A 13,438-nucleotide genomic window follows, 5' to 3' on the forward strand; every position below is an offset into this window, starting at 1 on the left:
ACGAAGACCGCCGGTGGTACGGGGAGCTCCGTACCACCGGCTACTTCGCGTCCGCGTACCGCTCGACCGTCGCCGTCGTGAACGGGAACCGGACCGGGGTGTCCCCGAACGCGATCCGCCCCGCCTCGTCCCCGGCCGCCCGGATCGCCTCCGTCACCGCCTCCGCCTCCCCCTCCGGGCAGTGCACGATCACCTCGTCGTGCTGGAAGAACACCAGCTCCGCCCGCATCCCGGAGAGCGAGCGGCGCAGCGCCGCCAGCATCAGCAGCGCCCAGTCGGCTGCGCTGCCCTGCACGACGAAGTTACGGGTGAAGCGGCCGCGGGCCCGCGCGTTCCCCGAGGCGTACCCGGGGACGAACTCGGTGCTCTCCGGCACCGGTTCGCCCGCCTCCTGCGGCAGCCCCGCCTCGTCGTCCTCGCCCGAGCCGACCGCGCGCGGGCTGGTGCGGCCCAGCCAGGTCCGTACGAGCCGGCCCTCCTCGCCCGCCTTCGCCGCCTCGTCGACGTAGGCCACGGCCCGGGGGAAGCGGCGGCGCAGCGCCGCCAGGTTCTTCAGGCCGTCGCCGCTGGTCTGCCCGTAGATCGCGCCGAGCAGCGCGATCTTGGCGTGGTCGCGGTCGCCGGAGAACGCCCGGTCGGACAGCCGGGTGTACAGGTCGTCGGGGTGCCCCGCGACCTCCATCAGACCCGGGTCGCGGGAGATCGCGGCGAGCACGCGCGGCTCCATCTGGTCGGCGTCGGCCACGACGAGCCGCCAGCCCCCGTCGGCGACGACCGCCCGCCGGATCACCTTCGGGATCTGCAGGGCTCCGCCGCCGTTGGTCGTCCAACGCCCGCTCACCGTGCCGCCGGGCAGGTACTCCGGACGGAAACGGCCGTCCCGCACCCAGTCGGCCAGCCACGACCAGCCGTGCGCCGTCCAGATCCGGTACAGCTTCTTGTACGCGATGAGCGGCTCCACGGCCGGGTGGTCGATCTCGGCGAGCTCCCAGCGGCGCGTCGACCGGATCCGGATCCCCGCCTGCGCGAAGGCCTTCACCACGTCCGCGGGCAGGTCCGGCCGGACCCGGCGGCCGAACGCGGCCGACACCTCGTCCGCGAGCTCCGCGAGCCGGCGGGGCTCGCCACCGCCCGCGTACCGCTCGCCGAGCAGCTCGTTCAGCAGGTCCCGGTGCACGTCCGCCCGCCACGGCAGCCCGGCCCGGTGCATCTCGGCCGCCACCAGCATCCCCGCCGACTCGGCGGCCGTCAGCAGCCGCATCCGACCGGGGTGCTCGGCCCGGTCATGGCGGCGCAGCTGCTCCGCGTAGACCGCGAGGAGTCCGTCGAAGGGCACGGAAGCGGTGGGGCGGGGCTCGAAGAGCGAGTCCTGCGAACCGGGCTCGGTGGCGCGGAGGGGCGGGTCGGGCGGCACCGGCGCGTTCCGCAGGCGCGCCCACGCGGCGGCGGCGCTGCGCGGCTCGCCGAGCCGGCCCTCGTGCCCGAGGAGGAGCTGCTCGGCGTCCTCGATGTCGTAGCACCGCTCGACGCGCACGCCGGCGGCGAGGAGCCGCGGGTAGACCTCGGCCGTCGACCGCCACACCCAGCGGGCCACCTCGGGCCGCGACCGCACGGCCGCCACCAGGTCCGGCTCGCGCCGCACGGGGCCGGCGGGCAGGCCTTCAGGACCGAGGGGCACGAGCAGTGCTCCGTCCCCTTGGTCCTCGACGCCCAGCGCCCACCTTTCGCTCACGGGTGCGAGTCTGGCACCCGCCACTGACAACACCGGCCGGGCGCGCCCGGGCCCCGCCGCCGCAAGGGAACGGGCCCCGGCGCGGCGACGGAACGGGCCCCCTCCGCCGCGACGGAACGGGCGCCGGCCGCCGCGACGGAACCGGCCCCCGCCGCCGGCTACGCCGCCGCGTGGAAGAGGGCCGCCGCCTCGCCGCGCGAGTCGACGCCGAGCTTGTTCAGGATGTTCGCCACGTGGAACTTCACCGTCGACTCGCTGATGTGCAACTGCTCCGCGATCCGCCGGTTGCGGTGTCCGAGTGCCAGGTGCCGCAGGACCTCCACCTCCCGTTCGCCGAGCCCGGTCAGCGGGTGGGCGGCCTCGACCGGGGCCTCCGGGGTCGCCAGCGGGACGACGGCCGTGATCGTGGTGCCCCAGCCCGGGACCGCGTCCATGTCGAGCCGCCCGCCGAGCACGTCGAGCCGGTCCCGGATGGTGCCGGCGCCGAGGTCGCAGGGGGCGAGGGCGCCCGCGCCGTCGTCGCGTACGGAGGCGCGCAGTTCGTGTTCGGTGAGCTGCCAGCCGACGTGGACCCGCCGCACGGACTCCTGCTCCAGGACGATGAGGAGCAGGGAGCGGACGATGGCCCGCGCGCTGTGCGCGACGTCGGCCGCGAGGGACCGGTCGGAGTCGGGGGCGCCCAGGTCGAGCCGGACCTTGCTGTGCCGCATCATGGGCCGGAGTTCGCCCGCGAGCCGCTCGAACGCGTCCTCGGCGGGCTCCTCCGCGAGCGCCCGGTCCCGCCGCTGTTCGGCCCGCATCTCGATCAGCGCGGACGCGGCGAGGTCGGTGGCGGTGGTCCGGGCCGTCGTGTCGTCGAGGGCCCGGCTGCGGAGCACCCCGAGGACTCCGGAGAGCGCCGCCGCGTGCGAGGCGGTGAGTTCCGCGATCACGCGCGCGCGTGTGTCGGCGGCGGCCCGCGACCGGGCGAGGGCCCCCGGCATCGCCTCCGTCGCGAAGCGGTCGAAGTGGCCGGTGACCAGGTCCCACAGGGCCTGCGCGACGGTGAGCGCGGCCGCGTCGGCGGGGGCGGCGCCGTCCTCCCGTACGAGCACGAGGACCGCCCCGCGCCGGGTGGCGTGGCTGGTGACGGCGACGACCTCGCGCTCCCGGCCGCCGATCGTGGCGCGTCCCTGCCAGGGCGCGCCGGGGACGCCCGCAGCGAGCAGCGGGGTCAGTTCGGCGGCGGTCATCAGCTCCGTGCCGCCCAGGGTCTTGAAGGGGGAGTGGGCGCAGTGGGTGGAGAGTTCGGCCGCGTCCAGGTGGGGGACCAGTGGTTCGAGGGCGGCGGAGACCTTGGGGAGGATCTCGCCGAGCGGCTGCCGGATGATCTCGTACGCGGTGGTCAGGGTGAGCGCGTCCATGCGGCTCAGCCTAATCAGGGGCGGCCGGCTGACGGCCCGTCTTCCGGCCAGGTGGGACTGGCCGTTGGGAGGGCGGGGAGAAGGGGGCGCGAGGCGCAGGCTTGGGGCATCGAAGACCGAACGGGAACGGGCAGCAGCGGAGGCTGAGATGGAAGCGATCGTGTACGAGGAGTTCGGCGGCCCCCAGGTGCTGCGCCACGAGACCGGCGTCGAGAAGCCGGAGCCCGGCCCCGGCGAGGTGCGGGTCAAGGTGGCGGCGGTCGGGCTCAACCCGGTGGACTGGAAGCGGCAGTACGGCTGGGTCGAGGAGTTCTACCCGACGACCTTCCCCGCCGTCCCGGGCCTGGAGTTCGCCGGTACCGTCGACGCGCTCGGCGAGGGCGTCACCGGCCTGGCCGTCGGTGACGAGGTCCTCGGCTGGACGAAGACCGGAGCCTACGCCGAGTACGCCATCGCCGGCACCGTCGCCCCCAAGCCCGCCGGGCTGTCCTGGGAGGCGGCCGCGAGCCTGCCGGTGGCCGGCGAGACCGCGCAGCGCGTCCTGGACCTGCTCCGGGTGCGGGCGGGCGAGACGCTGTTCCTGCACGGTGCGGCGGGCGTCGTCGGCTCGGTGGCCGTCCAGATCGCGGTCGCGGCCGGGATCACGGTGATCGGCAGCGCCTCGGAGTCCAACCACGCGTACCTGCGGGAGCTCGGCGCGATCCCCGTCGTGTACGGGGAGGGGCTCGCCGACCGGGTCCGCGCCGCCGCCCCGCAGGGCGTCGACGCGGTCTTCGACGCGGCGGGGCACGGTGTCCTGCCGGTCGCCATCGAGCTGCTCGGCGGCGGCGACGCGGCGAAGGAGCGGATCGTGACGATCGCGGCGACGGACGCGGCGGAGCACGGCATCGTGTTCTCGGGCGTCACGGGGGAGCCGGAGGCCGTACGGGCCGGGCTCACCGCCCAGGCCCGCCTGGCGGCCGAGGGCGCGCTCACGGTCCGCGTGGCGGAGACGCTGCCGCTGAAGGAGGCGACGAGGGCGCAGGAGCTGAGCGAGTCGGGTCACGTACGGGGGAAGATCGTCCTGATCCCGTAGGACCGTGCCACCGTGACGTGAGGAAGCGATGCCGATGTACGCGATGTCCCTGGGCGACGACGGCGCGGAGCTGCGCCCGCTCGAACCGTGGCAGGCGGAGGAGTTCCTCGCGCACATGGACCGGGGACGGGAGTTCATCGGCGCCCGGAACGGGCTCCCCGACGTCGTGACGGACCTGGAGTCGAGCCGGGCGTTCCTGCGGGCGTACGCCGAGAGGGCGGCGGCCGACACCGGACGCATCCACGGCATCTGGTCGGAGGGCACGCTCGTCGGCGCGGTGATCCTCCGCAGGTTCGACGCGGCCGACGGCACGGCGGAGGCGGGCTGCTGGCTGGAGCCGGCGGGCGTCGGCAAGGGCCTGGTGACCCGGGCGGCCCGGGCGCTGATCGACTGGGCCGTCGAGGTGCGGGGGATCCACCGGGTGGAGTGGGTGGTCTCCTCGGACAACGAGCCGAGCATCGCGGTGGCGCGACGGCTGGGGATGACGCGGGACGGGGTGCTGCGGGAGAGCTACCCGTACCGGGGGGTTCGGCACGACGAGGAGATCTGGTCGGTCCTGGCCCCGGACTGGCGCGGCGCCGCGACGCGGTGACCGTGCCGTCCCGTATGCCCGCGCGGCCCCAGGGCGGGGCCCCATGCCGGACGCCTGCCCACACGGGGTGCGAGCCGGCGCGCTGCCGGTCCCACGGGGGTGGGCCGGCCGTGCGCCGCGGGCGGGGCGGTGACCCGGCTCCGACCCCGGTCACCGCCCCGTCGTCCCACCATCGCCGCTCATCGCGTGAGCCGCCACGCGGGGACGGCCGAGGCGGCGACCGCGACCGTCCCGCACACGGCCGCCGCCGCGCCGACCGTCCCCCACGGCAGGACCAGCGCCACCGGCGCCGACAGGGTCGCCAGGGCCGCTCCCAGCGTGCCCAGGACCACCGCCGTCACCGCGAGGCCCAGGAGCGCGCCGATCACGACCGCCAGGGTCGCCTCGCCCGTCACGACCCGCAGGATCTGGGCCCGGGTGGCGCCGGCGAGGCGGAGCGAGGCCAGTTCCCCGCCCCGTACGGAGGTCGCCATGAGGAGCGTGTTGGCGAGGGCGATGACCGTGTAGACGAGGGCGATGCCCAGGACCAGGGCCATGCCCAGGCGGGCCTCGCGCGTGCCGTGCCCCACGCGCGCGGGGGCCGTTCCTCCGCTCGCCTCCAGGGCCCGTGCCGTCGCCGCCCCGCCGCCGCGCGCGTCGATCCGGTCGACGCCGGCGCCCGGCGCGTTGGCCCGGGTGACGTACGGCCCGTTGTCGCCGGTCCCGAGCGCGAGGACGGCCACGACCCGGAGCCGTACGGGACCGCTCCCGTCGGCCCGCCACACCTCGACCGTCTCGCCGACCCGGTGCCGCTCGAACTCCTCGTTCACGACGATCGACGTGTCGTCCAGGTCCCTCAGGTCCCCGGCGGTCACCGGCAGCCGTGCCAGCTCCGCGAAGGCGGCCGGGTCGGCGACCGCCCGCGCCCCGTACTTCACGACGGCCGAGTCCCCGTCCCGTACGAAGACGGAGGTCGCCCCGGTGGGGGACAGCAGGGCCCCGGGCGGTGCCGTCACCGGCCGCAGGTCCTCGCCGCTCACGACGTACTCGGCGGCCGTCTGCTCCCGGCTCTCGGCCTCCTTCGCGCGCGTGACGCTCGCCGCCGAGCCGAACAGGCTCCCGGCGAGCGCCACGGTCACGAGGACGGGCGCGGCGACGGCGGCGGTGCGGCGGACGGCGGCCGCGCTGTTCTCCCGTACGAGCGTCCCCACCGCCCCGCGTGACCGGGCCAGCCGGGCGGCCGGCCGGACGAGGAGCGGGGAGAGCAGCGCGACGCCGGTGATCAGGAGCATCGGGAGGGTCGTGTACGTCTTCCGCTTGAGCAGCGCGGACGGGTCGGTGGCGCAGGTCCAGGCGAGGAGCCCGATCCCGGCCAGGAGCAGGCCGGTGCCGAGGACGGCCCGGCCGAGGGGCAGGACGTCGGTGTCGACGTCCGCCTCGCGCAGCGCGGCCGTCGGGCCGACCTTCCCGGCGCGCCGGGACGCGGCGGCGGACCCGGCGAGGGCGACGGCGACCCCGGTCCAGAAGGCCGCGTGGAAGGGCCAGGAGGGCCAGGAGGGGGCGCCGATCGTGAACCACGCGGGCGCGAGGCCGCCGTCGACGAGGGTCCGGGCGAGGAGGGGCCCGCCGAGGGCGCCGAGCGCGCAGCCGGCGGCGGAGGCGAGTGTGCCGAGCACCGCCGCCTCGGTGAGGAGGAGCCGCCGGATCTGGGCGGGGGTGGCCCCGGCGGTGCGCAGGAGCCCGAACTCGCGCCGGCGCAGGGCGACGGCGAAGGCGAAGGTGGAGGCGACGACGAAGACGGAGACGAAGGTGGTGACGCCGCCTGCGGTGCCGAGGAGCGCGCCCAGGCCGACGAGGGCGCGTGCGTCCCGCTCGGGGTCGGGGTCGGCCTGGGCGCGCGCGTCGCCGGTGAGGACCCGGGCGCGGTCGCCGACGAGCGCGCGGACCTCGGCGGCGGGGGCGTCGACGCCGACGGCGTCGGGGCCGCCGGAGGTGGTGACGGTCCAGCGGGCGCGGAGTGCGCGGAGCACCCGGCCGTCCACAGGCTGTGGACGGTCGAGCCGCTGCTCCACGGGTGCGGTCCCGGGCCCGCGCCGCACGTCCAGGGTCAGCCGGTCCTGGCCCTGGACGACGACGGGCGAGGACGCGAACCGCTGGGGAGGACGCTCGGGCGCGTGCGAGGTGGCGGAGAGGCCGAGCCCCATGGTGGTGAGCAGCCCGACGCCGAGCGCGAGCGCGACGAACCCGCCGAGGAAGGAGGCCCAGCGGTCGCGGAGCCCGGAGAGGACGACGGTCAGCACGCCGCACCTCCCACGGGGACGCCCGCCGTCTCCAGGGTGGCCATCCGTGCCGTGACCGTCTCGACCGCCGGGTGCGTCAGTTCGTCCGCGACCCTTCCGTCGACCAGGAAGACGACACGGTCCGCGCGGGAGGCGGCGACCGGGTCGTGGGTGACCATGACGATCGTCTGGCCGTCCCGGTCGACGAGGTCCCGCAGCATGTCGAGGACCTCGCGGCTCGTCGTCGAATCGAGCGCGCCGGTCGGTTCGTCGCCGAAGAGGACGGCCGGCCGGGTGATCAGCGCGCGGGCGATCGCCACCCGTTGCTGCTGGCCGCCGGAGAGTTCGCCGGGCCGGTGCCGTTCCCGCCCCGCCAGACCCACGCGCGCGAGTGCCTCCCGGATCTCCGTGCGGGAGGGGCGGCGGCCGGCGAGCCGGAGCGGCAGGGCGACGTTCTGCGCGGCGGTCAGGGAGGGCAGCAGGTTGAAGGACTGGAAGACGAAGCCGATCCGGTCCCGCCGCAGCAGCGTCAGACGCCGCTCGCTCAGACCCTCCAGGGCGGTGCCGCCGACCTCCACCGTCCCGGAGGTGGGCCGGTCGAGTCCGGCGGCGCACTGGAGGAGCGTGGACTTGCCGGAGCCGGACGGGCCCATGACGGCGGTGAACGTCCCGGTGCGGAAGTCGAGGTCGACGCCGTCGAGGGCGCGGACGTCGCGGTGGTGCCGGGTGAGCCGGCGGAGCCGTACGGCGGCGGTCGTGGTCATGGCTCAAGCGAACCGTTTCGTCCGTCCGCGTTCACGACCACCAGCGGGCGTCCCGAGGGTAGGCCTGGCCCTACCCTCCGGCTCGGGTCGAGAGGGCTGAGACCATCGTGTGCGGAGGCGGGGGAGTGCGTAAGGAGGCACATTGATGTCAAAGGGGCACGTGGAGCTCCGGCGGTCGCGCGAGGAGCGGGACGCGAGGGGAGCGGCGTGAACGCCACCGTCGAGAAGGCCTTCGAGGCGCTGTACGCGAGCGACGACGGCTCCCTCGACACGGCGGCGTCGATCCTGGCCGCCGCCCCGGGCGCGGACGCGGAACTGACGCGGCGGGGCGAGGAGTTCGTGCGGACCCTGTGGGGTCGGGGCTGGCAGCCGGCCGACCTGGCGCGCGTGGCGCGGCGCGAGCTCCCCGACGAGCACGTACGGCTCCTGGCGGGGCTGATCAGGTCGGAGACGGCCGGCTATGCGCGCCTCCCGCACCGCTGGCAGGCCCAGCTGGACGACCTGGACGCCGGCGCCCTCCGCCCGACGGACCGCTTCGCGCGGGCGACGGCCGTCCTGGAGCTGTACCGGCTGCTGGTCCGGCTGCCGCGGCTCGACGCGGTCGGCCCGGTGCCGGGGGAGGTCCTGCCGCCGGCGGCGGCGGGCGAGCCCCGGATGCTCGGGCGGATCAGGGCGCTGCTCGCGAAGGCGGAGGCGACCGGGTACCCGGAGGAGGCCGAGGCGCTGACGGCCAAGGCGCAGGAGCTGATGGCCCGGCACAGTCTGGACGAGGCCACGCTCGCGGCCGGCGCGCCGAGCCCGGAGACGCCGGGCGCGATCCGGATCGGGGTGGAGCCGCCGTACGAGCAGGCGAAGGCGATCCTGCTCGACGCGGTGGCGACGGCGAACCACTGCCGGGCCGTGTGGAACGAGGCGTACGGCTTCTCGACGGTCGTCGGCTTCGAGGCGGACCTGGATCCGGTGGAGCTGCTCTACACCTCGCTGCTCGTGCAGGGCACGGCGGCGATGACACGGGCGGAGGCGGAGCAGCGGGCGGGCGGCCGGAAGCGCACGAAGTCCTTCCGGCAGTCCTTCCTCCTCGCCTACGCGAACCGGCTGGGCGCCCGCCTCTCGGCGACGTCCCGCCGGGTCGCGGCCGAGGCGCCGACGCTGCTGCCCGCGCTGGCCTCCCGGGACGTGGCGGTGGGCGCGCGGACGGACGAACTCTTCCCGGAGACCCGCACGACCCGGGTCCGCGCGGCGTGGGACGAGGCGGGCTGGACGGACGGCTCCACGGCCGCGGACCGGGCGGGCCTCCACCCGAACCGCCCCCGTCTGCCGTAGGGGGCGCCTCGGTGATCAGGCCGCGCTCGCTCGCCAGGACACCGCCTGGGGGCGCCCCGGTCTAATGCCCGTTAAGTCCGAGTTCGTCGATACGCTCTGCGCATGAGCTGGTTCCGGGCCCTGAAGCAGACCGCCCGTTCCGGGCTCAGCGTGGAGCGGCGGCGGCTCGAACCGGTCATCGCGGCCCGCGGCGCCCTCGGCCTGGCCCTGGTCGTCGGGTTCTCGCTCGCCCTGTTCGGCCCCGCCGTCGCCGCCTCCTCGGCCTTCGGCGCCTTCCAGGCGGCCATCGCCACCTTCCAGCGCTCCTGGCACCCCCGCCCCACCCTCGCCCTCGCCTCCGGCGCCAGCCTCGCCGTGTCGACGTTCCTCGGCTATCTGACCGGTGCCCACACGGGCCTCTTCCTCGCCCTGCTCGTCCTGTGGACGTTCCTGTCCGGGCTCGCCTGGGCCGCGGGCCCGACCGCCGGGATCATCGCCTCCTCCAACGTGGCGATCATGCTGGTGACGGTCACCCTCCCGACCTCCGTCGCCACCGCCGCGGGCCACGCCGCCGTGATCTTCGCGGGCGGGGTCGTCCAGGCCGCCCTGGTCGTCCTGCTGCCGGTCCGCCGCTGGGGCGCCCAGCGCGACGCCCTCGCGGACGCGCTGGCCGCCGAGGCGGACTACGCCCGCCGGCTCCGCCACGACCCGGTCGCCCCGTTCGACCCCGTACCGCTCATGACCGCCCGCAACGCCGCCGCCGTGACGCCCCGCCAGGCCCGCACCCGCCCGGCCGAGCTGCACGGCGCGCGCGGGCTCGCGGAGCGCATCCGTCCCGTCCTGGCCTCGCTGGCGGACCCGGCGGTCGGCGTGCCGGAGGAGGGGCCGCAGCGGGCCCGGGTGCGGGAACTGCTCGGCGCGGCCGCCGACGTCCTGGACGCCGCCGCGCACGCGATCCGGCACGGCGAACCGGTCACCCTGCCCCCGCCGGCGCTCGCCGCCCTCCGCACCCCGGACACGGGCGCGATCCTCAAGGGCCCCTCCCGCCGGGCGGCCGGGCGTCTGGCGGCGCTGCTCGGCGACGTCGTCGAGACGGCGGAACCGCGCACGGAGACGTCGGACGCCCTGAGGACCCGCCCGACCCTCTTCGGTCTCGCGCCCCTCGCGGTGGCGAAGGCGCGCGCCGAACTGCGTCCCGACTCCCCGGTCCTGCGGCACGCGGTCCGCGTCTCGGCGGTCACGGCCGCGGGCTATCTGCTGGGCGCGTGGCTGCCCTTCGGGCACGGCTACTGGGCGCCGATGGCCTCGGTGATGGTGATGCGCCCGGACTTCACGCAGACGTACGCCCGCTCGGTTGCGCGGTTCGGCGGCACCCTCGTCGGCGTGGCGCTCGCGACGGCGGTCGTGCGGTCGGCGCACCCCGGCACGTACCTGTCCGCCGCGCTCGCGGTGGTGTGCGCCTTCGGGATGTACCTGCTGATGCGGACGGGGTACGCGGTCGCCCAGGTCTGCGTCTCCGCGTACGTCGTCTTCCTGCTCGGCATGGAGGGCGCCGGCCTGACCCAGACGGTACGGGACCGGGTCCTGCTGACCCTGCTCGGCGGGCTCCTCGCGATGCTGTCGTACGCCGTCTACCCGGCCTGGGAGACGCCCCGGCTGCGCGGCCGGCTCGCGGACTGGCTGGCGTCGGTCGGCGCGTACGCGGCCGTCGTCACCGCCCGGTACGCGGACCCGGCCGGACCGGCAAGCCCCGACGTGCGGGAGGCGCTGCTGCGGACCCGCGCGGCCCGGGTGGCCTGGCAGGAGGCGGTGGACCGGGCGACCCACGAACCGGTGCGGCACCGGGGGCTCTCGCACGCGGCGGTGGAGCAGGCCGAGCACGCGCTCGCGGAGTTCGGCCGGGTGGCGATGCTCCTGGAGGCGCACCTGCCGGAGCGCGGCGCCCCGCCCCTGCCGGCCGCCGCGACCCTCGCCGAGGCCCTGCGCCGGTCGACGGAGCGGGGCGCGAAGGAGGTGCGGGAGCGCGGGGAGCCGCACTGGGAGGACCTGCGCGAGACCGTCACCGCCTGGTCCGCCGTACCGCCGGACCACTTCCTCCTCGACAAGGGGGCGGCGCTGCTCCTGGAGTGCCTGGAGGAGCTCACGACGGCCCTGACGGAGTCGAGGCGGCACCACTGAGTTCCGGCGGCACGTCATCCGGCGGTGCGGACGGCGGAGTTGAAAGGGGTGAGGAGGGACGCGCGAAGGGGCGCGATCCCCATGAGATCCCCAGGAGCAACCGGATGAAGAGGTATCTGCTCGCGGCCGCCGGTGTCGTGGCCGCGGCGGTGATCGCGGCCCCGTCGGCGGTGGGAGCGGCGTCCGCGGAGGCCCGCACCGCGCCGGCCGCCGCCGCGCCCGCCCCGGCGGGGACCACGGCCGCGGCGAAGTCCGCCGCGCCGGCCGGGACCGCCACACCCAGCCGGATCCGCACCGTCCGTTCCGGCGAGCGCGTCGACGCCGGGCGCGGGTACACGGTGTGGCTCACCGAGGACGGCAAGCACTGGGCGGGACCGGACGGCTTCGAGAACTTCCGCAGCGTCGTCGACGGCAACATCGACCGCTCGCGGCCCGGCGTCAGCCACCAGAGCGAGGGCGACGGGGCCGGCGTGTTCCACTCGGGCCTCTACTACGGGACGAAGAAGGCGGGCCGCGTCGAACTCACCGACGCCGGGGGCCACAAGACCGTCGCCACGCTCGTCGCGCTGCCGGGACACTCGGACTGGGGCGTCTGGTACGCCCACACCGGGCCGTCCAAGGACAGTCCTGCCGTGGCGCTGTACGACCGTGCCGGCAGGCTCCTGGCCGACCTGCCGGCCTGGACGCACTGACCCGGCGTACGGACGCCACGGCGTGGGGCCCGGCACGGGGCGGGCCCCACGCCACCCCCCCACCGACAGATCGCGAGGTCCGACACCGTGCCGCCCACCGTGCCGCAGGAGTCCGCCACCGAGGACGACGGCTTCGCCGAGTTCGCCGTCGCCGCCTGGCCCCGGCTGGTCCGCACGGCCCAGCTCCTGACCGGGGACTTCCACGAGGCCGAGGACCTGGTGCAGACGACGCTGGCCAAGGTGTACGGACGCTGGCGGCGGGTCCCCCGCGCCGAGATCGACCTCTACGTGCGCCGCGCGCTGATCAACAACAACCTGAGCAGGCTCCGCAGGAAACGGGTCGTCCACCTCCTGACGCCGGTGCTGCCGGAGTCGCTCCGCCACACCTCGGCGGGCCACGCGGAGGCGGTCGAGGAACGCGCGGCGCTGCTCGCCGCCCTGGCGGACCTCACCGCCCGGCAGCGTGCCGTGATGGTGCTCCGCTACTGGGAGGACCTGACGGAGCAGCAGATCGCGAGCGTGCTGGGCTGTTCGCTCGGCACGGTCAAGTCGCACGCCCGGCGTGGCCTGGCGGCGCTGCGTGCCCACCCGCGACTCGCCGCCGCGCCCGCCGACGGCGCCGCCGGGCCGGTCGCCTCAGCCCTTCCCCTCCCCGTCTCTTCCGGAGCGCGACGATGAACCCCACTCCCCTGCCGGACCCCGGCGACCCGTCCCCGTCTTCGCACGTGGACGGCGACGTCCGCGCCGTCTTCGCGCGCGTGGCGCTCGACGTCACCCCGGGGCCGCTGCCCCTGGAGGCCGTGCGGCGCGCGGGCCGGGCGCGAAGGCGGCGCCGGACGGCGGGCCTGTCGGCGCTCTCGGTGCTGGGGACGGCCGCGGCCGTGGCGGCGGTCGTCGCCCTCGTCCCCGTGCGGCCGTCCCCGCCGGCACCCGCGCGCGTGGCGGCGCCGTCGCCCGTCGTCCGGCCCACGCAGGCCCCGACCCCGGTCCGTACCGTCCGTCTCGGTGAGCGCGTGGACGCCGGGAAGGGGTTCAGGGTGTGGCTGACGGCGGACGGCAAGCACTGGGCGGGCCCGGACGGCCTGGAGAACTTCCGGAGCGTGTCCGACGGCAACCTCGACGGTTCGCGGCCGGGCGTGAGTCATCAGAGCGAGGGCGGTCCGGAGGGAGCCTTCCACTCGGGGCTGTACTACGGGACGAGGGCGGCGGGCCGGGTCGAGCTGACCGCGCCCGGGGGACGCCGGGTCCTCGCCACCCTGGTCGAACTGCCCGGCCGCCCTGGCTGGGGCGTCTGGTACGCGCACACCGGCGCGGGGGTCACGTTCGCGGCGACCACCGTCACGCTCTACGACCGCGCGGGCACCCGCCTGGCCGTCCTGGGCGACTGAAGGACCTGTCCTGGACCCGTCTCCGAACAGATTACTGGCAATGGGATTCATTTT

At 76.2% G+C, this 13,438-nt stretch carries 11 protein-coding genes; 7 read left to right on the forward strand and 4 right to left on the reverse strand.

What is annotated here, in order from left to right; genetic code table 11:
• Nucleotides 1-40: 40 nt before the first annotated feature.
• Nucleotides 41-1,732, reverse strand: coding sequence for a bifunctional 3'-5' exonuclease/DNA polymerase (locus ABTY59_RS10035; RefSeq protein WP_352018405.1), 1,692 nt, complete (start codon nucleotides 1,730-1,732; stop codon nucleotides 41-43).
• Nucleotides 1,733-1,890: 158 nt separating this feature from the next.
• Nucleotides 1,891-3,135, reverse strand: a complete 1,245-nt coding sequence (locus ABTY59_RS10040; protein WP_352018406.1) for a LuxR C-terminal-related transcriptional regulator — start codon at nucleotides 3,133-3,135, stop codon at nucleotides 1,891-1,893.
• A gap of 148 nt (nucleotides 3,136-3,283) precedes the next feature.
• On the opposite strand from ABTY59_RS10040, the gene ABTY59_RS10045 reads away from it, so the two are divergent.
• Nucleotides 3,284-4,210, forward strand: a complete 927-nt coding sequence (locus ABTY59_RS10045; RefSeq protein WP_352018407.1) for an NADP-dependent oxidoreductase — start codon at nucleotides 3,284-3,286, stop codon at nucleotides 4,208-4,210.
• A 34-nt stretch (nucleotides 4,211-4,244) separates the two neighbouring features.
• Nucleotides 4,245-4,802, forward strand: a complete 558-nt coding sequence (locus tag ABTY59_RS10050) for a GNAT family N-acetyltransferase (protein WP_352018408.1) — start codon at nucleotides 4,245-4,247, stop codon at nucleotides 4,800-4,802.
• A 179-nt stretch (nucleotides 4,803-4,981) separates the two neighbouring features.
• On the opposite strand, the gene ABTY59_RS10055 is transcribed toward ABTY59_RS10050, so the two are convergent.
• Nucleotides 4,982-7,081: an FtsX-like permease family protein gene (locus tag ABTY59_RS10055; protein ID WP_352018409.1), complete on the reverse strand. Its 2,100-nt coding sequence runs from the start codon at nucleotides 7,079-7,081 to the stop codon at nucleotides 4,982-4,984.
• Nucleotides 7,075-7,824 (reverse strand): ABC transporter ATP-binding protein, encoded by a 750-nt coding sequence (locus ABTY59_RS10060; RefSeq protein ID WP_352018410.1) that lies wholly within the window; start codon nucleotides 7,822-7,824, stop codon nucleotides 7,075-7,077. The genes ABTY59_RS10055 and ABTY59_RS10060 overlap by 7 nt, the downstream gene beginning before the upstream one ends.
• Before the next feature lie 207 nt (nucleotides 7,825-8,031).
• Between ABTY59_RS10060 and ABTY59_RS10065 the strand changes: the two genes are divergently transcribed.
• The 5 genes from ABTY59_RS10065 to ABTY59_RS10085 all read left to right on the forward strand — a co-directional run bounded on the left by ABTY59_RS10065 (nucleotide 8,032) and on the right by ABTY59_RS10085 (nucleotide 13,384).
• Nucleotides 8,032-9,147, forward strand: coding sequence for a DUF2786 domain-containing protein (locus ABTY59_RS10065; RefSeq protein WP_352018411.1), 1,116 nt, complete (start codon nucleotides 8,032-8,034; stop codon nucleotides 9,145-9,147).
• 102 nt (nucleotides 9,148-9,249) lie between these two features.
• Nucleotides 9,250-11,304, forward strand: coding sequence for an FUSC family protein (locus ABTY59_RS10070; protein WP_352018412.1), 2,055 nt, complete (start codon nucleotides 9,250-9,252; stop codon nucleotides 11,302-11,304).
• A gap of 104 nt (nucleotides 11,305-11,408) precedes the next feature.
• Nucleotides 11,409-11,996: a hypothetical protein gene (locus tag ABTY59_RS10075; protein ID WP_352018413.1), complete on the forward strand. Its 588-nt coding sequence runs from the start codon at nucleotides 11,409-11,411 to the stop codon at nucleotides 11,994-11,996.
• A 99-nt stretch (nucleotides 11,997-12,095) separates the two neighbouring features.
• Complete coding sequence (locus ABTY59_RS10080; RefSeq protein WP_403538523.1) at nucleotides 12,096-12,674, forward strand: SigE family RNA polymerase sigma factor; 579 nt, start codon at nucleotides 12,096-12,098, stop codon at nucleotides 12,672-12,674.
• A complete protein-coding gene (locus ABTY59_RS10085) occupies nucleotides 12,671-13,384 on the forward strand; it encodes a hypothetical protein (protein WP_352018415.1) in 714 nt (237 codons plus the stop codon). Before ABTY59_RS10080 ends, ABTY59_RS10085 begins: the two co-directional genes overlap by 4 nt.
• Nucleotides 13,385-13,438 lie beyond the last annotated feature (54 nt).

The organism is Streptomyces sp. NPDC096079 (assembly GCF_040303145.1).
In the GTDB taxonomy this organism is placed as follows: domain Bacteria; phylum Actinomycetota; class Actinomycetes; order Streptomycetales; family Streptomycetaceae; genus Streptomyces.